This window comes from Massilia sp. LXY-6 (genome assembly GCF_051233485.1).
Lineage (GTDB): Bacteria > Pseudomonadota > Gammaproteobacteria > Burkholderiales > Burkholderiaceae_D > Telluria.
Genome location: NZ_JBKFGF010000054.1, coordinates 15,950 through 36,501, shown reverse-complemented (window position 1 = coordinate 36,501; position 20,552 = coordinate 15,950). Strand labels below are relative to the sequence as shown.

Annotated in this window: 13 protein-coding genes; 6 read left to right on the top strand and 7 right to left on the bottom strand. The window is 68.4% G+C overall.

The annotated features are described in order from the left end of the window. Window positions 1–86: 86 nt before the first annotated feature. Window positions 87–2,183 carry an aminotransferase class V-fold PLP-dependent enzyme gene (locus ACI48D_RS22090; protein ID WP_435573391.1) on the bottom strand — a complete coding sequence of 699 codons (2,097 nt, stop codon included), beginning with the start codon at window positions 2,181–2,183 and terminating at the stop codon, window positions 87–89. Window positions 2,184–2,345: 162 nt separating this feature from the next. Here ACI48D_RS22090 and ACI48D_RS22085 point away from each other — a divergent pair, with 162 nt between their 5' ends. The 3 genes from ACI48D_RS22085 (at window position 2,346) to ACI48D_RS22075 (ending at window position 5,918) form a co-directional block, all read left to right on the top strand. Continuing rightward, window positions 2,346–2,831 carry an Lrp/AsnC family transcriptional regulator gene (locus tag ACI48D_RS22085; protein ID WP_435573390.1) on the top strand — a complete coding sequence of 162 codons (486 nt, stop codon included), beginning with the start codon at window positions 2,346–2,348 and terminating at the stop codon, window positions 2,829–2,831. Window positions 2,832–2,880: 49 nt separating this feature from the next. Beyond that, entirely contained in the window at window positions 2,881–4,020 is a 1,140-nt protein-coding gene (locus ACI48D_RS22080) for a branched-chain amino acid ABC transporter substrate-binding protein (RefSeq protein ID WP_435573389.1), read from the top strand. A gap of 86 nt (window positions 4,021–4,106) precedes the next feature. Then, window positions 4,107–5,918, top strand: coding sequence for a DUF885 domain-containing protein (locus tag ACI48D_RS22075; RefSeq protein ID WP_435573388.1), 1,812 nt, complete (start codon window positions 4,107–4,109; stop codon window positions 5,916–5,918). A gap of 98 nt (window positions 5,919–6,016) precedes the next feature. On the opposite strand, the gene ACI48D_RS22070 is transcribed toward ACI48D_RS22075, so the two are convergent. From ACI48D_RS22070 to ACI48D_RS22050, 5 genes are all read right to left on the bottom strand, one after another. Further along, window positions 6,017–7,717 (bottom strand): PQQ-dependent sugar dehydrogenase, encoded by a 1,701-nt coding sequence (locus ACI48D_RS22070; RefSeq protein WP_435573387.1) that lies wholly within the window; start codon window positions 7,715–7,717, stop codon window positions 6,017–6,019. Between the two features lie 25 nt (window positions 7,718–7,742). Continuing rightward, window positions 7,743–9,431: a M14 family zinc carboxypeptidase gene (locus ACI48D_RS22065; RefSeq protein WP_435573386.1), complete on the bottom strand. Its 1,689-nt coding sequence runs from the start codon at window positions 9,429–9,431 to the stop codon at window positions 7,743–7,745. 44 nt (window positions 9,432–9,475) lie between these two features. Then, window positions 9,476–10,981, bottom strand: a complete 1,506-nt coding sequence (locus ACI48D_RS22060) for a HAMP domain-containing sensor histidine kinase (RefSeq protein WP_435573385.1) — start codon at window positions 10,979–10,981, stop codon at window positions 9,476–9,478. After that, window positions 10,978–11,871: a hypothetical protein gene (locus ACI48D_RS22055; RefSeq protein ID WP_435573384.1), complete on the bottom strand. Its 894-nt coding sequence runs from the start codon at window positions 11,869–11,871 to the stop codon at window positions 10,978–10,980. Before ACI48D_RS22055 ends, ACI48D_RS22060 begins: the two co-directional genes overlap by 4 nt. A 110-nt stretch (window positions 11,872–11,981) precedes the next feature. Beyond that, window positions 11,982–12,632, bottom strand: coding sequence for a response regulator (locus ACI48D_RS22050; protein WP_435573383.1), 651 nt, complete (start codon window positions 12,630–12,632; stop codon window positions 11,982–11,984). A 197-nt stretch (window positions 12,633–12,829) separates the two neighbouring features. On the opposite strand from ACI48D_RS22050, the gene ACI48D_RS22045 reads away from it, so the two are divergent. From ACI48D_RS22045 to ACI48D_RS22035, 3 genes are all read left to right on the top strand, one after another. Further along, entirely contained in the window at window positions 12,830–13,495 is a 666-nt protein-coding gene (locus tag ACI48D_RS22045) for an energy transducer TonB (RefSeq protein ID WP_435573382.1), read from the top strand. Between the two features lie 83 nt (window positions 13,496–13,578). Continuing rightward, window positions 13,579–15,939 (top strand): M28 family peptidase, encoded by a 2,361-nt coding sequence (locus tag ACI48D_RS22040; RefSeq protein WP_435573381.1) that lies wholly within the window; start codon window positions 13,579–13,581, stop codon window positions 15,937–15,939. A gap of 39 nt (window positions 15,940–15,978) precedes the next feature. Then, the gene (locus ACI48D_RS22035; RefSeq protein WP_435573380.1) at window positions 15,979–17,616 is read left to right on the top strand and encodes a M28 family peptidase; all 1,638 of its coding nucleotides are present in this window, start codon (window positions 15,979–15,981) and stop codon (window positions 17,614–17,616) included. 101 nt (window positions 17,617–17,717) lie between these two features. Here ACI48D_RS22035 and ACI48D_RS22030 read toward each other — a convergent pair whose 3' ends face one another. Beyond that, a complete protein-coding gene (locus tag ACI48D_RS22030) occupies window positions 17,718–20,480 on the bottom strand; it encodes a GAF domain-containing protein (RefSeq protein ID WP_435573379.1) in 2,763 nt (920 codons plus the stop codon). Between the last annotated feature and the right edge of the window lie 72 nt (window positions 20,481–20,552).

Here is a 20,552-nt window from a genome sequence, read left to right as displayed (position 1 = left end):
CACGGCCGGCAGCTACTTGTCGTATTCGCGCCAAAGCCCCGCCGGCGCAATGCGCGGCAGGCGACGCTGCCGCCCCGCGGACTTTCTTATGCGGCCGGGGCGAGGGCCAGGCCGCCGGCCAGGCTCCAGGCTTGCGCATGGCCCAGGCGCTGCAGGCACAGCGCCGCCCGCGCGCTGCGGTTGCCGCTGCGGCAGACGAATACCAGCGGGCGCCGCGGCGCCGCCAGGAAGTGGCCGAGGTGTTCGGCCAGGCGCGACAGCGGCACCGCCTGCGCTTCGATGCCGTGCAGGTGCGCCGTGCCCGCTTCGAGCTCGCAGGCTTCGCGCACGTCGACCAGCAGCGCGTCCTCGTGCGCGCGCAGGAAGGCATCGAGCCGCTCCGGCTGCAGCTGCTGCAGCGGCCCCGCCGGCGCCGTACGCAGCCCCTGCGCCGTGGTGCAGGGCGCGCCGCCGGCGTCAAGGCCATGGCACAGCACCGACCCGCCGTCGACCAGGCGCGCCAGGCCATGCGGCGCTGCCTCGCCGATCATGAGCCCGCCGGTAAAGGCCAGGCGCACCGCCGCCGGCCCCAGCTTGCCGTCGCGGGCGCGGCCGGCCAGGAACACGGCGCCGCGGCCATCTCCGCCTGCCAGCCTTACCAGCACCTCATCGCCGATCGCGATCGCCGGGGCGGCGCTGCCATCGCCCAGCGTGATGGAGCCAACGCCGGCGCCGGCGCGCGGCCAGCCGAGCGTGTCCGCTGCATGGGTGTCCAGGCCGAGGGCTGCGCGCAGCGCGGCGCGGGCTTCGGCACCGGCCGGATCGGCGTCCGTGCCCAGCACCGCCAGCATGCGCAGGCCGCTGCCCCGGACCTGGGCCGCGATCCGCGCCGCCATGCCGGCCGGTGGATCGATCGCCACGCAGGTAGCGGCGTCGGCATCGAACAGGATCCAGCCGTGGCGCCCGCCGGCACTCACCTGCAGCAGGCCGCTCCTGTCGCCGCTGAACGTCGACGGTGCCAGAGCCGGATGGCGCGCCGCCCGGCCGCAGCGGCGGATCCGCGCACAGGCTTCATCGATGAAAGCGTCGGTCGCGAGCGGCCCGAAAGACAGGCGCACCGCGCCGCTGGTGCGCCACGCCGGCAGGCCCATCGCCTCCAGCACATAGCTGGGCGCGGCTTTCGCCGCCGAACAGGCCGAGCCCGCGCTGACGCGCACGCCGGCGGCATCGAACAGGTCGAGCAGGTCCTTGCTCGCCATGTCCGGCACCGCGAAGTTCAGGGTGGTCGGCAGCGTCAGCTCGAAGGGCGCGTTGAACACGATGCCGGGGAAGGCCTCAACCAAGCTTTCCGCCAGGCGTGCGCGCATCGCCGCCAGTTCGGCGTGCGTGCGGAAGCTGTCTCCCTGTTCCAGCGCGGCCAGCACCGCGCCCAGCGCCGCGATGCCGGCCATGTTTTCGGTGCCGGAACGCTGGCCCGCTTCCTGGCCGCCGCCGATGATCAGGGGCGTGTACGGCGCGCCGTCCCTCACGTAGAGCATGCCGATGCCCTTCGGCGCATACAATTTGTGGCCGGAGAACGGCGCGTAGTCGATGCGCGAGCCGGCCAGATCCAGCGGCAGCTTGCCGAGCGCCTGCACGCAGTCGACCATCCAGTAGACGCGCGGGGCGCATTCGCGCAGCACGCCGGCGATGCCGTCCAGGTCGGAAACCGTGCCGGTCTCGTTGTTGGCGGCCATGGTGCAGACCATTGCCGCGCGCGGGGCCAGCTCGCGCAGCAGATCCAGGCGATGCCGGCCGGCGCCGTCGACCGGCAGCGCGCACAGGGTCAGCCCGGTCCCGAGCAGGCGGTTCCAGTGTGCCAGGCTTTCCGACACCGCCTTGTGCTCGGTGGCGCCGTAGATCAGCAGGTCGCCGCATTCCTCGCCGGCGGCGCGGCGCTCGCGTACCGCGCACAGCGCCGACAGCACCGCGGTCTGGATGCCTTCGGTGGCGCCACTGGTGAACAGCACCCGGCCGGTGCCGGCGCCGAGCACGCGGCGCGCGCGCACGCGCACGCCGTCGAGCATGGCCTTGGCGCGCAGGCCGGTCGCATGGCTGCTGCTCGGATTGCCGAAACAGGCCTGCATCGCCTCGAGGGCGGCGCTGGCTGCGGCGGGCAGCACGGGCGAGGTGGCGTTGGCGTCGAGGTAGATATCGTGGCTCATGAATAAAATGCCGTAAAAATTGCTAAAAACAAAAAATAATATGCACACAAGCTGCCATAGTTGAGTAATATGTTACGGACTGAGGCAGAATAAGATGTACTAAAATTCCTTTGTTTTCCTCTAAAATAAGAACTGACATTCTGATTCTTACTGCATAAGAAAATGATCTCTCTCGACAAATACGATTGCGCGATTCTTGCCGCTCTGCAAGCGGACGCCACCCTGTCGATTTCCGGGCTGAGCGAGAAAGTCGGGCTGTCCAGCACTCCCTGCTGGAAGCGCGTCAAGCGTCTGGAAGAAGAGGGATACATCGAGAGCCGGGTCAGCATCATCAACCGCAACAAGGTCGGCCTGCCGGTGACGGTCTTCGTCAGCGTGCGCGCCAAGGAACACGACGAGAAGTGGTTGGAACGCTTCGCCTCGGCCGTGGTTACCCTGCCCGAAGTGCTCGAATTCCACCGCATGAGCGGCGAGATCGATTACCTGCTGAAGGTGGTCACCACCGACATCGAAGGCTACGACCGCTTCTACAAGAAGCTGATCAAGACCGCCCAGCTGGCCGGCGTCTCCTCGGCCTTCTCGATGGAGCAGATCAAGTGCACCACGGCGCTGCCGCTGGAACTGATTTCGCACGGGCTCGCCGCCTGAAGTGAATCATGCGATGATGGCGCCCGTTAGAACATAACGGAGACTGTGAATGCCATCGAAATTCAAGATCGCGCCGCTGGCGCTGGCGCTCGCCGCCGGTCTGACGGCGCTGAGCGCTTCCGCCCAGGAGCAGCTGGTGCGCATTGGCGTGAGCGGACCGCTGTCGGGCGCGAACGCGTTTGCCGGCAAGGACAATGAAAACGGCGTACGCCTGGCGGTCGAGGAACTCAACGCGCAGAAGCTCAAGGTGGGCGGCAAGCTGCTGCGTTTCGAACTGATGTCCGAAGACGACCAGGGCGACCCCAAGGCCGGCGTGAACGTGGCCCAGAAATTCGCCGACGCCGGCGTGAAATTCGTGCTCGGCCCGTACAACTCGGGCGTCGCCATCCCCGCATCGCGCGTCTACAACGACGCCGGCATCCTGATGTCGACGGTCGGCACCAATCCGAAGATCACCCAGTCGCGCTACCCGAACGTGTTCCGCATCGTCGCCAGCGACAACCAGGTCGGCGGATCGATGGCGGCCTATGCGGCGAAGGAACTGAAGATCAAGACCGTCGGCGTGATCGACGACCGTACCGCCTTCGGCCAGGGCATCGCCGACGAATTCGCGAAGCAAGCGCGCGCCTCGGGCCTGAGCGTGGCCGGCCGCGAGTTCACCAACGACAAGGCCAGCGACTTCTCCTCGATCCTGACCGCCTTCCGCGCGAAGAAGGTCGACGCGATCTTCTTCGGCGGCTATGCGCCGCAGGGAGCACCGATGGCGCGCCAGATGAAGCAGCTCGGCCTGAGCAATGTCCGCCTGCTCGGCGGCGACACCCTGTGCAGCCCCGAGATGGCCAAGCTGGGCGGCGATGCCGTCGGCGAGAACGTGCTGTGCGCGCAAGCCGGCGCCATGCTCGACAAGCAGCCCGGCGGCCCGGCCTTCAAGACGCGCTACAAGCAGCGCTTCCAGCGCGACCCGGACGTCTACGCGCCGGCCTTCTACGACCAGACCATGTTCATCGCCCAGGCCATCAAGAGCGCCAACACGGTCGACGCGGCCGCGGTGGGCAGGGCCCTGCACACGATGAGCTACCAGGGCGTGGCCGGAACCTATGGCTATGACCCGAGCGGCAACCTGAAGAAGACCGCGGTGACGGTATATACCTTCAAGGGCGGTGCCTTGTCTCCGCTGGCAAGCTATTAATAAAGCCCCGTAAAGACTGGGCCGCGGGCGGCGCAAGGCGTATCCTTGTCGCCGCCTTGTTTTTACCACCGCACATTCAACGACACATGAAACACATCCTGAAGCTGGGCGCGATCGCATGCGCCGCCATGCTCGCCTGCGCGCCCGCCGGCGCCCTCGAAGCCAAGCCGGCCGCCGCCAAGACTGCCGTGGCCGGCACCAACGCCGAATCGCAGCGCCTGAACAAGCTGGCCGACGAGTACTACGATGCGCTGGCGCGCTTCGACCCGGTCTCGGCCGGCGAGAGCGGCGACAACCGCTTCGCCGACCAGATCGGCATGTCGATCGCGCCGAAGAACCGCGCTGCCCAATTCGCGCGCTACAAGAATTACCTGAAGCGCCTGCACGCGATCCGCCGCGACGCCCTGGCGCAGCGCGACCAGACCAGCTACGACATCCTCGACTACGAGCTGGCGACGGCGCTGCGCTTCGAGCCCTTCCCCGAGAACCTGCTGCCGATCAACCAGATGGACAGCCTGCCCGTGACGCTGGCGAACTACGCCGGCGGCGAAGGCGCCCAGCCGCTGGCGAGCGTGAAGGATTACCAGGCCTACCTGAGCCGCCTGAACCAGCTCGGCCCGTGGATCGACCAGGCAATCGCCAACATGCGCGAAGGGATGCAGCGCGGCGTGGTGCAGCCGAAGGCGGTCATGCTGTCGGCCCTGCCCCAGTTCAAGCAGCTGGTGGCGAATAAGCCGGAAGACAGCATCTACTACACCCCGATCAGGAACCTGCCCGCCAAGTTCTCGGACGCCGACAGGAAGAAGCTGAGCGCCGGCTACCGCAGCGCCATCGAGGCCAAGCTGAATCCGGCGCTGGCCCGCCTGGCCGCCTTCCTGGAGAAGGAATACATCCCGGCCTGCCGCACCAGCACCGGCTGGAACGCCCTGCCGAACGGCATGGACTGGTACCTGGCGCGCGTGGCGAGCCAGACCACCACCGACCTGCAACCGGAGCAGATCCACCAGATCGGCCTGAAGGAAGTGGCGCGCATCCAGGGCGAGTACGCGCGCATCGGCCCGCAGATGGGCTACAACGGCCCGGCCGCCGGCCTGCCGACCTGGGTGCTGGAACAGCCGAAGTACAAGCCCTTCAAGACCGACCAGGAAGTCATCGCCGTCTACCGCAAGCTGGACGCCCAGCTCAGGACGAAGTTGCCGGCACTGTTCACGCTGCGTCCGAAGACCCCGCTCGACCTGCGCCTGGAGCCGGAACTGTCGCGCGCGACGGCCTCGGACCACTACACGCCGCCGGCGGTGGACGGCTCGCGTCCGGGCGTGTTCTGGTCGGTGGTGAACGATCCGACCCAGTACGGCAGCACCGGCATGGTGACGCTGTTCCTGCACGAAGGCCAGCCGGGCCACCACTTCCACATCGCCCTGATGCAGGAGCTGGACCTGCCGAACTTCCGCAAGTTCGGCGGCAACAATGCCTTCACCGAAGGCTGGGCGCTGTACGCAGAGACCCTCGGCAAGGAGATGGGCCTGTTCGATAAGCCGGAAGATTATTTCGGCCACCTGAACGACGAGATGCTGCGCGCGGTGCGCCTGGTGGTCGATACCGGCATGCACGCGAAAGGCTGGACCCGCGAGCAGTCGATCCAGTACATGCGCGAGACCCTGGGCTATCCGGAATCGATCGCGCGCAGCGAGACCGAACGCTACATGGCCTGGCCGGGCCAGGCGCTGGGCTACAAGATCGGCTCCCTGAAGATCCAGGAACTGCGCCGCCGCGCGGAATCCGCGTTGGGGCCGAAATTCAGCCTGCCGAAGTTCCACGAGATCGTGCTCGGCGAAGGCACGCTGCCGCTGGCGCTGCTGGAGAAGAAGGTCGATCGGTGGATTGCCGAATCCAAATAAACACCTACGTCGTTCCCGCGCAGGCGGGAATCCAAGTTCTGTAAGCGTTATCGGTAAGCCAGCAAACTTGGGTCCCCGCCTCCGCGGGGACGACGTTGCTATTTTTCCGGTGCCACGCGCCACACCACGCCGCCGGCATCGTCAACCACCAGCAAGGCCCCGTCCGCCGCCACCGTCACCGCGGCCGGACGGCCCCAGACGTCGCGGTCGCTCAGCACCATGCCGGTCATGAAGTCCTGGTACTGGCCGGTCGGCACGCCGTTCTTCATCATCACGCGGACCACCTTGTAGCCGGTACGGGTGCCGCGGTTCCAGGAGCCGTGCAGGGCCAGGAAGATGTCGCCCTCGTACTCCTTCGGGAAGGCGTGCTTCGCACCCGCCGGGGCCTGGTAGACCACCATGCCCAGCGGCGCCGAATGCGCCTGGATCAGGGTGTCCGGCACCGTCACCTTGTCCTTCAGGTCGGGGCGGATGCCCTTCAGGCGCGGGTCTTCGTGCGCGCCCAGGTAGTACCACGGCCAGCCGTAGAAGCCACCCTGTTTTACGCGCGTCACATAATCCGGCGGCAGGTTGTCGCCCAGCTCGTCGCGCTCGTTCACGCTGCAGAACAGGTCGCCGGTTTGCGGGTACACCAGCATGCCGACGCAGTTGCGCAGGCCGTTGGCGAACGGACGGCGGTTTTTCCCGTCCGCGTCGAACGCCAGCACCGCCGCGCGGTCGGTCTCCTCGCCCCAGGCGGCGCCCAGGCCGTGCTTGCCTTCCCACTGCGCCAGCGCCTCGGGCGGCTTGGGTCCGATGCTCGATGCGATGTTGGTGGCCGAGCCGACCGACAGCAGCATCGTCTTGTCGTCCTTCGAAAACGCCAGCGTACGGGTGACGTGGCCGCCGCCGGTGTCGGCGATCTTCTCGACCACGGTTTCCGGCTCGCCCTTCGCCTTCAGGTCGCCGACCGTGTACGGGAAGCGCACCACCGAGTTGACGTTGGCGACGTACAGGTATTTAGGGTTCGCGCCGGACGGCCACAGGGCCAGGCCGTAGGGACGCGACAGGCCGGTGGCGAACACGCTGCTTGACTCCGCCTTGTCGCCGTTGGCGCCCGGCCGCAGGATGCTGACCTGGCCCTTGCTGGCCTCGGAGACGATGATGTCGCCGTTCGGCGCGCGCAGCGCCAAGCGCGCCTTGCCGGTCTCGCCGGCAAACACGGACACTGTAAAACCCTTCGGCACCGCCGGCAGCGCGCCGTCCGGCCGCGCGGCGACCTTCGGGCCGTTGCCGGCGCTCTCGCTGGCGAACGGTGCCGCCAGCTTGTCGATGCTGAGGTGGTGCAGGTCGCCCGGCTTGTCGTCAAGCCAGGCGCCGCTCTTGTCGCCGCCGGCGGTCTTCGGGGCTGCAGCCTCCGCCGCCGCTGCCGGCTTGCCGCTTTGGGAAGCCAGGTAGCCGATCACGGCGGCGCGCGCCTTGGCATCCGCAATCCCGATCGGCATCGCGGTGCCCGGCACGTCCTTGCTCGGGTCGCGCAGGAAAACGTCGAGCTCTTCGCGGGTCCAGGTCTTGCCGGCGGCGCCGGCCTTCGCTAAAGCATCGGTATAGTTATAGCCGGCTACTCCAGCCGCCTTGCGGCCCACCACGTTGTACAGGCCAGGGCCCGCGCGCGAACCCAGCTTGGGATCGACCGTATGGCAGCTTGCGCAGTTGTGTTCAAAATAGGTCTGGCCGGCCGAGGGCGCGGCGGACACTTGCGCGGCCAGCGCCAGCCAGCCGATGGCAGCGGCTTGCGCCGCAATGGTCTTGTGCTTCATCGTGATCCTTTCTGTTGGCTGGAATTCAGTCGATCATGAACACCGGATAGCGGCGCCACTCCGGCTCGCGGTAGCGCGCGCAGTGGGCGAAGATGAAGTCCAGCACCGCTTCCTGGTCTTCCAGCAGCTCCGGGTGCGCCTGTTTCCAGTCCTCGAATCTGGCGGCCAGTTCCGGCTCGTCGCGCAGCAGCTTCTCGGCCTCGTCCTCGAACACGTAATCCGAATACGCTTCCTTCTTTTCCAGCACGCTGTTGAAGAAGCCCCAGCGGAAGAAGCTGTCGTGGCCCAGCGGTTCGAGCATCTCGACCGCGTAGCGGGCATTGTCCTGGTCCAACGGCACGAGGTAGTCGCCGGCGCGCAAGCTCACGCTGGCGCAGCGGCGCTCGAGCTGCACGTCGTCGTGGAACATGTGGCCTTCGTAGGGGTGCGGGCGCGAGGTGACCGACCTGACGTGGTAGCAGGCCACGTCCTGTTCGCGGTCGGCCGTCACGCGCTCCATGCGCACGCCGTTCCACTGCAGGCGCTCGATCACTTCACGCCACTGCTGCGGCACCACGTAGGCGCGCGGCGCCCACACCACCACGTCGGCCGGGAAGCGGTTGAAGTATGGGATATCCTTCTCGAACGGCGCGCTGCGGTCGTACCACAGGCGCTGGTAGTTGCCCAGCACGCTGGGCTTATACCTGGCCTCGTAGCCCTTGAAGCGGAAGCTGGAAGGATTCGCTTCGTCCATCGCCCAGTGGATCGGCCACTCGCGGCGGGTGCGGCCCTGCTGCTTGGCGGCGCGGCGCAGTTGCACGATCTGCTCGCCGTTGGCGACCGTGAAGCCGAGCGCCGTTTCGACCAGCGCGCGCATCGAATGATAGCGGTCGGCGAAAGGTTTCAGCATGTGGGTCTCGGGCATGAAGCCGATCGTGTGGTGCAGGGCCGCGTAGCCGGTCGAGAAGCGCGGCGTCTCCAGGAAATCGGCGATGCCGTGGTCCGGGCTGTCCTTGACCGGGTTCACGTACGGGCAGGTCGGCCAGCCGCGCTTGTCCATCTCGGCATACATCGCCGGCACCATGGTGTCGCGCAGGAAGGCGCCAAGTTCTCCGCCCAGCTTGTCGGCCTGGGTCTGGATCAGGGTCATGGTGTAGCTGTAGTCGGCGCCGTTCGAGGTGTGGGTGTCGACCATCACGTCCGGATCCCAGGCGCCGAAGAACTCGTTGAACACGCGCGCGGTGAGGGTATCGCACTTGACGAAGTCGCGGTTCAGGTCGAGGTGGCGGCTGTTGCCGCGGAAGCCGAACTGCTCGGGGCCGTCCTGGTTCACGCGCGAGCTGTTGTTGCGGTTGAAGGCGCCGTCGACGTTGTACAGCGGGATGAAGATGAACACGGTGCGGCCGAGCGCGGCCAGGCGTTCGGGCTCCTGGCAGAAATCGCGCACCAGCGCCATGCAGGCGTCCACGCCTTCCGGCTCGCCCGGATGGATGCCGTTATTGTTGAAGAACACCGGGCGCTTGTCGCGCTTGATCTCGAAGCGGTCGAACACGCCGTCGGCGGACACCACGCCCGCGTGGATCGGCACGCCGGCATCCGAGGTGCCGATCTGGCTGAAGCGCAACACGCGCGGGTAGCGCTTGGCGAGTTCCTCGTACCAGGCGATGCAATCGGCCCAGGTGGTGGTCTGGTTCTGGTTGCCCTTCTCGAAAGGCGTCTTCAATTCATTGGACATGATGGCCGTCTAGGGTGTCTTGAGTGATGGGTGATGCGAAGCCGCTAATGTACCTCAGTTGCGCTGCCCAGCGGCAGGGCGATCGCCACCGTGGTGCCGCGTCCGGGCCGGGAACGCACCTGGATCGTGCCGCCGAGGGCGAACACGCGCTCGCGCATGCCGATGATGCCGATGCCTTCGGAGGCCAGGGCCGGATCGAAGCCTTCGCCGTCGTCGCCGACCTCGATGTGCAGGGCTTCGTCCTCGTCCGACAGCACTAGGCTGACGTGGGCGGCGCCGGCGTTGGCGTGCTTCATGATGTTCGACAGCGCCTCCTGGACGATGCGGTAGGCGGAAATCGCGAGCTCGTTGCCGAGCCGCGAGAAGTCGCCCTCGGTATGGAATTCGAAGTCGATGCCGGAGCTGGAACGGTAGTGGCTGACCATCTCCTCGACCGCGCCGTGCAGGCCCAGCATGTCCAGCACCTCCGGGCGCAGGCGGCGCACCAGGCGCCGGCCGTTGGCGTACAGGTCGAGCGCCAGTTTCGTGATCGCCTGCGCCTTGGTGCCGATCTGCTGCACCTCCGGGCCGGGCGGGGCCTTCGCGGCCAGCTGCTGGATGGTCTGCGATTCCAGGCGCACCGCGATCAGCGAGGCGTTCAGCTCGTCGTGGATCTCGACCGCGATGCTCTTGCGCTCGTCCTCGATGATGTTGTTGACCTTCTGGATCAGCTTGCGCTTGTCGGCGTCGGCGCGCAGCGCCTCGTTGCGCGAGGCCAGCAGGTCGCGGGTGCGCTCGGCCACCTTGTTCTCGAGGTCCTGCTTGGAGCGGTCGAGCGCCACCGACATCTCGCCGATCGACGCCTGCAGCTCGCCGACCTCGCCGCCGGTGGTGACCGGCAGCTCGACCCGGTAGTCGCCGCCGCGGATCGCACGCAGCACGGCGATCGCCTCCTGCAGCGGCACCGTCAGGCTGCGCGCCAGGAAGTAGGCCAGCAGGCCGCTGGCAACCAGGGCCAGCGCCGCCATCGCCAGCTCGACGCGGAAGCGGCGCAGCTGCTTGGCCAGCATGCTGGTCGGCGACATCGTCACCCGCACCCGCCCCACTACCTCGGTGGTCAGGGTCGGCGGACGGGTATCGCTGGAGGCGGAAACGTGCGGCGTGCCGTTGTCCGAGAACAGGTTGATCCACACCACCTGCTTGCGGATCGGCGCTTCCCACGAGCGCGCCTCGGCCTGGATCGGGTGTTCGGAGACGACGCTGACGGCGTTCTTGCCGCCGGTGTCGACCACGTCGATGCGGTACACGCTGCGGTCCGACTGCACCAGGCCGTTGATGGTCAGGCGCAGGTCGGACAGGTTGCCGGAAATGACGTTGTACTCGCTGGTCTCGGCCAGCGCGCGCGCCAGGATGCGGCCGCGCTCGGCCAGCTCCTCGTCGACCTGGGCGCGGTGCGAGTACCAGGAATACCAGACGAAGGACGAGAACAGCAGCGCCACCGGCAGCATGGTGATGAAGGCCATGCGCAGGCCGATGCTCCAGCCGCGCCAGAAAGAGAAGTGGCGAATCATGGCCGGCGCGCCAGCGCGGAATCCGCCGGTCGGCGGGAAAAGCCGCGCACCGCGTCGCCGACCGAGAGGTCGAGCGAGCGCGCCACGCCCTCGTTGACGATGGTGCGGAAGTAGTGCGGGAACTGCGGCGGCGCCAGCTCGCCGCCGGCCACGTAGGCACGGGCGATCTCGGCGACCTGGGCGTCGATGTCCTCGATCCCGGAATACGTGGTGGCGAGCGCGCCGGCCTTTACCATGTCGCTCGAGAAACCGATCACGCCCTGCTTGTGGCGGTAGGTCGAGAGCAGGATGTTGCGGATGCTCTCGGTGGTGTAGACGGCGCTGTCGGGCAGGGCCAGCAGCACGTCGGTCTGGGCGATCTGGTTCAGCAGGCGGTTGATGTCCTCGCCGCCGGCGTCCAGCACCGTGACTTTATCTGCCTCCAGCACCGGACGCAGGAAGGCGGTGTCGGCACCGAGGATGGCGGCCACGCGCACCGGGCGGCGGTACAGCAGCGCGGCCAGGCGCAGCTGGTCGCTTGGGGCCGGCTCGGCGTAGACCGCGGTGCTGGCGACCGGATGCGCGCCCCCATGCGCGGCCCTGGCCATGATCGCGCGGTACACCTGGCTCGAGGTGAAGGCGGAGATCACCACGCAGTCGCAGCGCTTCGCTGCCACCTCGCGCAGGGCCGCCGGGCCGATCGCCACGTACAGCATGCGGCGGCGCTGGGCCAGCTCGGTACGGAAGCCGGCAAAGATGGGCAGCAGGCGCTTGTACAAGTCTTCGGTGATGCGCCGGGTGAGTTCGCTGTCGTCGCCGGTGACGAACTGGAAGCGGAAACCCTGGACGGGTTCCTGGATGGGTTTGGCGGCGTGGGCGGTGAGGGTCAGCGCCGCAAAAAGGCTGGCCAAGAAGGTCAACTTGGGTCCCCGCCTGCTCGGGGGGGACGGCGCTGGCGGGGAGGACGGCGCTGGCACGTCATTCCCGCGAAGGCGGGAAGCCAAGTTCCTCAGCATTGCCCTCAAGGCTCGATCAGCCCGTGCTTCACCGCCAGCTTGGTGATGTAAGCCTGGCGGTGCACCCCCAGCTTTTCCTTCACCGACTGGCTGATATTGCTGATGGTCTTGGTCGACAGGTTGAGGCGCTCGGCGATCTCGTTGTTGGTCAAGCCTTCGGCCATCAGCTTGAAGATCTCCAGGCTGCGCTCGTCCAGCATCGACTGCGGCGAGACGTCGCCGCGCACCGCCAGGCTGGCCAGACGCTCGGCGATCTGCGGCAGGAAGTACAGCTTGCCGGCGTGCGCCTGGCGCACCGCTTCGGCCAGGTCGGCCGGGTCGCAGTCCTTGGTCACGAAGGCATGTGCGCCGAGACGGTAGGTTTCCTTGATCAGGCTGTCCTGGTCGAACTGGCTGAGGAACACGATCTTCGCCTGCGGATCGGCCTTCAGGATGTTCTGGGCGGCGTCCAGGCCGGTCAGCTCGGTGCCGAAGCGGATGTCGAGCACCGCCACGTCCGGTTTCTGTTCGGCGTACATCGCCACCGCCTCGCTGGGCGACTTGGCCTGGCCCACCACTTCCATGCCCTGCGCGCCCAGCGACATGGCGAAACCGGTCATCACGATCGGGTGGTCGTCCGCCAGCATGACGCGGATCGGTGTTTGCTCTTTCTGCATTTGCTTGCCATTCCCTGGTATCTGGATAGGGCGATTATTCCATACAAGGACGACAACGCCAACGAAGGCGATCCGAGTAGAAGGTGGAAGTAAATTTACCAATAATTCGCTTTACTGATTACCATAACATAGCATATATTTATTCCACAGATTAGCCAGCTTGCTTCACTGCCTGACAACAACAAAGGAGGATGGCCATGCATTTCTCTTACTCGCAACACGGCAATGGCAGCAAAGCCACCAAGTTCATGCTGATCGCCGGCTTGCACGTGGCGCTCGGCATCCTGTTCGTCCACGGCCTGAACACCAGGAAGATCCCGCTCGGCCTGCCCGAGCAGGTGCTGGTGATGATCGAGCCGGAGCGCCCCGCGCCGCCTGTGCCGCCCGAAGCGCCGAAGCCGGCGCAGCAGCTGGCGCCGCCGGACATCGTGGTGCCGAAGGTCGAAGTGGCCGTCGCCCCGCCACCCGAGCCGGCGCCGGTCCGCAGCACCACCGAGCCCGCTCCTTCACCGAACCCCTTCACGCCGGCCCAGGCCACACCTGAAGCTCCGCCGGCGGCGAATACGAGCGCCAACACCAGCCGGATGCACAGCGCGCTGTTCGCCGACGCCAACAGCTGCGCCCTGCCCGACTATCCGGCCAGCGCGGCCCGCAACGGCGACACCGGCATCACGACCCTGGCCCTGCTGGTCGGCACCGACGGACGCGTGAGTTCGGCGCGCATCGAGCAGTCGAGCGGTTCGCGCGTGCTGGACCGCGCCGCCCTCAATGCGCTCAGCCTGTGCAAGTTCAAGCCGGCCATGAACAATGGCGTGCCGGCCGCCGGCTGGGCCCAGCTGGCCTATGTCTGGAAACTGGATTGAGCCCTGCCATCGGCTAGATAGATCCCTTCTTTGCCCGCCTCCGCTCCTCGGCCTGGCGGGCTTTTTTTTCGCTGGAGACACCGATGCCCCACGAATCCGCCCTACCCGCCGCCAGCGGGCGCCAGGGCTTCGCCGCCGCATGCCTGCTCGGCGCGCTGCTGGCCTGGCTCGCACTGGCCCCGCGCCACTTTCCGATGCCGTCCGCGCCCGGCGCCCCGTCCTCCGCCGGCGGCTTTTCCGTGGCCCGCGCCCAGGCCCACGTGCGCGCGCTGGCGGCGGCGCCGCGTCCGACCGCCAGCCGCGCCAACGTGCAGGCGCGCGACTACCTGCTGACCCGGTTGCGCGGGCTCGGCCTGGAGCCGGAAGTGCAGACCGCGATGGTGCGGACGGCATCCTCCGACCTCACCGCCAACGTGCGCGTGACCCTGGCCGAGGTCCACAACGTGGTCGTGAAGAAGCCGGGCGTGGTGTCGGGTCATGGCGGCAGGCCGGCTGTGCTGGCGCTTGCCCACTACGATTCCGGCGGCGCCACGCTGGGCGCGGCCGACGGCGCCGCTTCCAGCGCGGCGCTGCTGGAAACCCTGCGCGTGCTGCAGGCCGGTGCGCCGCTCGACAACGACCTGATTGTCGTGTTCACCGACGGCGACGCCGGCCAGGCCCTGGGCACGCGCGGCTTCGTGCAGTCGCACCCGTGGGCGAAACGCGCCAGGATCGCGCTGCGCTTCGATAATCCCGGCAACCGCGGCGCGCTGCAGCTGATCGGCGCCGACCGCGCCGGCGGCGCCGCGCTGACAGCCTGGGCGAAGCTGGCGCCCGATCCGCAGGGCTCGTCCTTCATGGGCGAGCTGTACGCCCGGCTGCCGCAACACGAAGCCGCTGCGCTGCTGGCCGGATCCGGCGCGCCGGCGCCGGTATCGGTCCTGCATTTCGCCACCACCGCCGGGCCGCTCGGCGGCGGCGCCTGGGACCTACCCGAACGCCTCGACGCCGCCAGCCTGCAGCACGAAGGCGACACCATGCTGGCCCTGCTGCGCCATTTCGGCTCCGCCTCCCTGCCGCAGCCCGGCATGCGCGACGCGCGCGGCCAGGTCTTCTTCGCCCTGCCCGGCCTGGGCATCCTGCATTATTCCTATCCGATGGTGTGGCCATCGAGCCTGCTGGCCTGCCTGCTGTGCGCGGCCGCCTGCCGTACCGGCATCAAGCGCCAGGGCATCGACGCCACCGACATCGTGCATGGCGCCTTCGGCTTTCTCATGACGGCGGCGCTGGCCACCTTCGCCGCCTGGCTGTGCCGCGATGCCCTGCCCGGCCTCGCCCCGCGCTACGATGCCGGGCTGCTGGCCGAGGGGCCGGGCCTGGAGGCCGGCGTGCGCTGGCAACTGCTCGCTTTCACACTGCTCCCCAGCACCGTCTTCATCGCCGTGCAGCGCACCGTGCAGGCGCGCATCGGCGCCGGCGCGGCGGCGCTGGGCGCGATGTGCGCGTTGAGCGTCGCCCTGCTCGGCGCCAGCTGGTTCGCGCCGGGCGCGAGCTATGTGCTGGCTTGGCCGCTGCTGGCGGCGCAGGCGGCGTACCTGGCGCTGTCCGGCCGCCGCGCACGCGCATGGACGCGCGCGCGCAGGCTGGCAGTACTGCTGCCGGCCGCCGTGCCGGCCGCGCTGCTGATCCTGCCGGCGGCGCGCGACAGCCTGCTGTTGGTGTCGCCGGCCTGGCTGGTGCTGCCATCGATCCTGGCCTGCTGCCTGCCGGCCCTGTGCGGGCCGCTGCTGGCCGAGGTGGGCGCGCGCCTGGTGGTGCGGCCGCTGCTGCTGGGCGTCCTGGCCTGCCTGGTGCTGGCCCACCGCAGCAGCCCGACGCCGCCCGAGCTGCCGCAGCCGAACCGCCTGGTGTACTTCAAGGACACCCCGAGCTGGCAAGCCTTCTGGCTGTATCCGCCGGTGCCGCTCGACGACTGGACGCGTCAGGTCTTCCCCAACACCCTGCATCCCTACCAGCTGCCCTACCTGTTCGGCGACGGTTCCCCTCCGGTGTGGTACGCGGCGGCCAAGCGCGACGACAGCATCGCCTACCCCTACCTGATCATCGAGAAGGACCAGCGTGGCGGCGGCGTGCGCCACGTGGAATTCCTGCTGCGCTCGAAAAACCGCGCGCCCGAGATCGTGCTGCGCATGGTCGGCGCCGACTCCCTGAAGACCAGCGTCAACGGCCGCGTGCTGACCGGGAGCCGCTACCGAGGATGGAAGCTCGACCTGCACGGCATGCAAGACCGCGACCTGCGCTTCGCCTTCGACCTGGTCGGCGATCCGTCCTTCATGGTCTTCATCCAGGAGCGCATGCCGGGGATTCCCGAACGCGAGCTGCCGCTGCGCCCGCCGGGGATGCGCCCGCGGCTGCTGCCGCAAACCGGCACCACGATCTCCGCCGACGTGCTTTTATTCCGCTAGAATGGCCGCGCTTCCTCACCATTCTCGTCACAGGAACCCATGCACAAGATCGCCCACACGGCCATCGCCGCCAGCCTGGCGCTGGCCTTTTCCGCCCACGCCGCAAAGCCCGCAAGCGCCACCACCGCCACCGTCCAGGAAGCCCCGCTGCGCGCCCACCTGGCCTTCCTGTCCTCGGACGCGATGGAAGGCCGCGGCACCGGCCAGCGCGGCGGTGAGCTGACCGTCACCTACCTCGAAACCCAGGCCATGGCCGCCGGCCTGCTGCCGGCCAAGCACGGCAGCTACCGCCAGAGCGTCCGGATCGCCGGCGTGAAGGCGCAGCCGCATGACAGCTCGGTGGCCCTGGTCGCGGGCGGCAAGCCGCTCCCGCTCGCCTTCGCCAAGGACTGGGTGTGGGCGCCGGGCGACGCCAGGCCGGTGCACGACATGGACGCCGAGCTGGTGTTCGTCGGCTATGGGATTCAAGCGCCGGAAGAAGGCGGCTGGGACGATTACAAGGGCCTGGATGTCAAGGGCAAGGTGCTGGTCATGCTGGTCAACGACCCGGCCCCGACCGCCGCCGAGCCGAACCGCTTCAATGGCAAGGGCCTGACCTACTACGGCCGCTGGACCTATAAATTCGAGGAAGCCGCGCGCCGCGGCGCCGCCGGGGTGCTCCTCATCCACACCGACGCCTCGGCCTCGTATGGCTGGAGCGTGGTGCAGAACAGCTGGACCGCCGAGCGCTTCCAGCTGGCCGACGCCGACCTCGGCACCGGCATGCAGGGCTGGATGACGGACGCCAGCGCGCGCGCCCTGTTTACCGCCGCCGGCCAGGATCTCGACCAGCTGCGCGCCGCCGCCGAAGACAAAGCCTTCAAGCCGGTCGCGCTGAACGCCCGCGTGCAGGGGCAGACCCGCGCCGCGGTACGCACGCTGGAGCAGTTCAACGTGGCCGGCATCGTGCCCGGCACCGACCCGAAGCTGAAGGACGAACTGGTGATCTACAGCGCCCACTGGGATCACCTGGGCATGCAAGGGGACGCCAGCAACGGTGCCGACACCATCTATAACGGCGCCGTCGACAACGCCTCGGGCAGCGCCGGCCTGCTGGCGATGGCCCAGGAAGCGGTGCGCCATCCGGCCAAGCGCAGCCAGATGTTCCTGTGGGTCGCGGCCGAAGAACAGGGCCTGCTGGGCAGCGCGGCCTATGCGGCCCGCCCGCTGTGGCCCCTGAATAAAACGGCGGCGGCGCTCAACCTGGACAGCCTGAATTTCGTCGGCGCCGCCAAGGACGTCGGCGTGCAGGGCAGCGAACGCAGCACCTTGGGCCGGCTTGCCGCCAGTACCGCGAAGGCGATGCACCTGACGGTGGCGCCGGCCCATCCGGACCTAGGCGGCGGCTACTTCCGCAGCGACCACTTCAGCTTCGCCAAGGCCGGCGTGCCGGCGTTCTCGATCTCGGGCGGCCACGACTGGGTAAAGGACAAGGAGGCCAACGACGCCAAGCGCAAGGCCTACGGCGCGCGCTACCACCAGGCCAACGACGAATACGATCCGAACTGGGACCTGTCCGGCATGGTGCAGCAGGCGCAGTACACCTTGAACCTGGGCCGCATGGTGGCGGATGCGCCTGCGATGCCGGCGTGGCAGCCGGGCGACCAGTTTGCGAAGGCGCGCGCGGCGGGCAAGTAATCGAAGCGGTCGCCGTTCCCGCGCTTGATCGTCGCCCCCCGTGCTTCCTCGTCGCCCCCGCGCAGGCGGGGGCCCAAGCCGAGGCGCTATGCAGGCATTGCTTAGGTCCCCGCCTGCGCGGGGACGACGGGGGTGGATGCGGGGACGACGGGGGTGGATGCGGGAACGACGGGGGGTGATACCTTTGCCAGGATCTGCGTCAGCTTGGCGATATCGACCGGCTTCACCAGATGGTGGTCGAAGCCGGCCTGGCGCGACAGTTCGCGGTCGCGCTCCTGGCCGTAGCCGGTCAGCGCCACGAACATGGCGCCGGCGTGGCCGGGCTGGCGGCGCAGGCGGCGCGCCAGTTCGTAGCCGGTCATGTCGGGCAGGCCGATGTCGAGGATGAAGACCTCGGTGCCCTCGACCTCGGGTGCGCGCAGCGTGGTCGAGGCGTCTTCGTAGACCTGCACCGCATGGCCGTGGGCACGCAGCAGCACCGCCAGCGACTGGCCGGCATCCAGGTTGTCGTCGACGATGGTGATGAGCAGCGAGCGGATCTCGCCGGCGATGCCGGCCGGACGCGGCGCCGCGCCCGCCCGTGCCTGCGCGAGCGGCAGCGTGACCGTCATGGTCGTGCCCTGCTGGGCGCCGCCGCTGTGGGCGGACACGCTGCCCTCATGCATGCGCACGATGCTCTTGACCAGGGCCAGGCCGATCCCGAGCCCGCCCTGCGCGCGGTCGGGCGCGCGGTCGGCCTGGGTGAACAGGTCGAACACGTGGGGCAGCAGCTGGGCGTCGATGCCGCTGCCGTTGTCGCACACGCGCACCTCGCTCGATGCGCCGTTACGGGTCACGGCAAGCGTGATCCTGCCGCCGGCCGGCGTGTACTTGGCCGCGTTGTTGAGCAGGTTGACCAGCACCTGGATCAGGCGCGTGCGGTCACCCTCGACCGGCACCTGGTCGGCGGGCAGGTCGACCATCAGGGTGTGCCGGCGCTCCTCGATGTGCGGGCGGGCCTGCTCGACGGCGGCCATCGCCACCTTGTTCAGGTCCAGCACCTCGCTCTCCAGCTTGACCAGGCCACGCGTGACGCGCGAAACGTCCAGCAGGTCGTCGACCAGCTCGGTCATGTGGCGCACCTGGCGCGAGATGATGTTGCTGGCCTTCAGGCGCAGTCCCTCGTTCACTTCCGGCAGGCGCAGCAGCTGGGCGGCGCTGGTGATCGGCGCCAGCGGATTGCGCAGCTCGTGCGCCAGCATCGCCAGGAACTCGTCCTTCATCTTGTTGTGGCGCTCGGCCTCGGCGCGCGCGGCGCGCTCGCTGGCCAGCAGGCTTTCGCGTTCCTGGGCCGCCTTCTGGGCCATGTCGTACAGGCGCGCGTTGTCGATCGCGATCGCGGCCTGGCCGGCGAAGGTGCCGATCAGCTCCTCGATGCGCGCGCTGAACATGCCCGGCATCGCATGGCCGAAGAACAGGCCGCCGATCACCTCGCCCGAGCGCGACACGACGGACGCCGCCAGATAGCTGCGCACCGGCAGGTGGCCGGGCGGCATGCCGTGGTGCGGCCCCATCCTGCCGTAGCGCGGATCCTTGGTGATGTCGTCGCTGCGCACCGGGGCGCCGCCGTGGAAGGTCGGGCCGAACACCGGGGTGGCACGCGGCTGGGCGAAGCCCTGGAACGCCTCGCGCGGTGCGCCGCTCATGGTGTAGAGCAGGTAAGCGTCGCCGTTGGCGTCCGTGTTGTTATGGAAGAAGGCGCCGAATTCCGCGCCCGTGAGCTGGGTGGCGGCATCGGTGATCGCCTGCATCAGCGGCTCGAGGTCGATGGTCGAGGCCAGCTTCTCGGTGGCGTCCTTCATCAGCTCCAGCACGCGGGTTTCCTCGCGCAGCGCCTGCTCGGCGCGGATGCGGCGCAGCGCTTCCCAGGTGCGGCGGGCGCTGTCCTCCAGCATGCGGATCTCTTCGGCGTCCCAGCGCTGCGCCGTCGGAAAATGCAGCGCCATCACGGCTTCCAGGCGGCCGCCATCCATCAGCGGCACGGCCATGCCGGCCGCGATACCCTGGGCCAGATAGGCGGCGCTGTCGATGCGCGCGTCCGCCGCCAGGTCCGGCGCATGCACGGTTTCGCCGCGCCGCAGCGGCGAGGACAAGCCGAAGCCCAGCATCTCGAGCGGCACCATGCGCGGCGCGTCCGGAACCGGCGCACCGCCGCACCACTGCTGGCGGATCAGTGCCGACTGCGCGGCCTGGTCGACCTCGGCGTAGATGGCGGTGGCGCCGGCCGCATGGATACTCAGCTGGCACCCGACGGCCGCCAGCAGCAGCGCGCAGTCGGTCTCGCGGCGCAAGATGTCCTCCAGTTCGATCTGGAAGGCCTGGCGGCGCACCGCCATCATGTTCGGGGTGGTCTCGACGAAGGTGACCAGCACGCCCTCGGGCTTGCCCGCCTCGCTGTAGACCGGGCTATACGAATAGTTGAACCAGCAGGTCTCGAACCAGCCGTAGCGCTTGATCGTCAGCGCCAGGTTGTCGGAGCCGGCCGGTTCGCCCTGTTTGACGCGCGCCCACATCGGGCCGATCAGCGGCCAGACCTCGGACCAGGTAGCGCGCACGTCGCCGCCCAGCGCGCCCTCCAACTTGTCGCCAAGGATGGGAACATAGGCGTCGTTGAAGAACTGGGTGTAGTCGTCGCCCCAGGCCAGGTACATCGGCAGCCGGCAATCGAGCAGCGTGCGTACCGCCAGCTTGAGGCTGAACGGCCAGCCCGCGACGGGGCCGACGGCAGTCGTCTCCCAGGGGTGGCGCCGCATGCGCAGCTCCATCTCGCTGACGGTGGCAAGCGGAACGTCGTCGGGCGCGGCAGGATCGAATGGCCAGGGCATAGTGATTCGCAAGCAGGACAGAGCCGGACGGTCGGCTCAGCTACCCATGATAGCAGGCATTGTTAAATCAAT

Bases quoted from the DNA above. Each gene is read 5' to 3' on its own strand.
- ACI48D_RS22090 (WP_435573391.1), bottom strand. From the start codon at position 2,183: ATGAGCCACGATATCTACCTCGACGCCAACGCCACCTCGCCCGTGCTG.
- ACI48D_RS22085 (WP_435573390.1), top strand. From the start codon at position 2,346: ATGATCTCTCTCGACAAATACGATTGCGCGATTCTTGCCGCTCTGCAA.
- ACI48D_RS22080 (WP_435573389.1), top strand. From the start codon at position 2,881: ATGCCATCGAAATTCAAGATCGCGCCGCTGGCGCTGGCGCTCGCCGCC.
- ACI48D_RS22075 (WP_435573388.1), top strand. From the start codon at position 4,107: ATGAAACACATCCTGAAGCTGGGCGCGATCGCATGCGCCGCCATGCTC.
- ACI48D_RS22070 (WP_435573387.1), bottom strand. From the start codon at position 7,717: ATGAAGCACAAGACCATTGCGGCGCAAGCCGCTGCCATCGGCTGGCTG.
- ACI48D_RS22065 (WP_435573386.1), bottom strand. From the start codon at position 9,431: ATGTCCAATGAATTGAAGACGCCTTTCGAGAAGGGCAACCAGAACCAG.
- ACI48D_RS22060 (WP_435573385.1), bottom strand. From the start codon at position 10,981: ATGATTCGCCACTTCTCTTTCTGGCGCGGCTGGAGCATCGGCCTGCGC.
- ACI48D_RS22050 (WP_435573383.1), bottom strand. From the start codon at position 12,632: ATGCAGAAAGAGCAAACACCGATCCGCGTCATGCTGGCGGACGACCAC.
- ACI48D_RS22045 (WP_435573382.1), top strand. From the start codon at position 12,830: ATGCATTTCTCTTACTCGCAACACGGCAATGGCAGCAAAGCCACCAAG.
- ACI48D_RS22040 (WP_435573381.1), top strand. From the start codon at position 13,579: ATGCCCCACGAATCCGCCCTACCCGCCGCCAGCGGGCGCCAGGGCTTC.
- ACI48D_RS22035 (WP_435573380.1), top strand. From the start codon at position 15,979: ATGCACAAGATCGCCCACACGGCCATCGCCGCCAGCCTGGCGCTGGCC.
- ACI48D_RS22030 (WP_435573379.1), bottom strand. From the start codon at position 20,480: ATGCCCTGGCCATTCGATCCTGCCGCGCCCGACGACGTTCCGCTTGCC.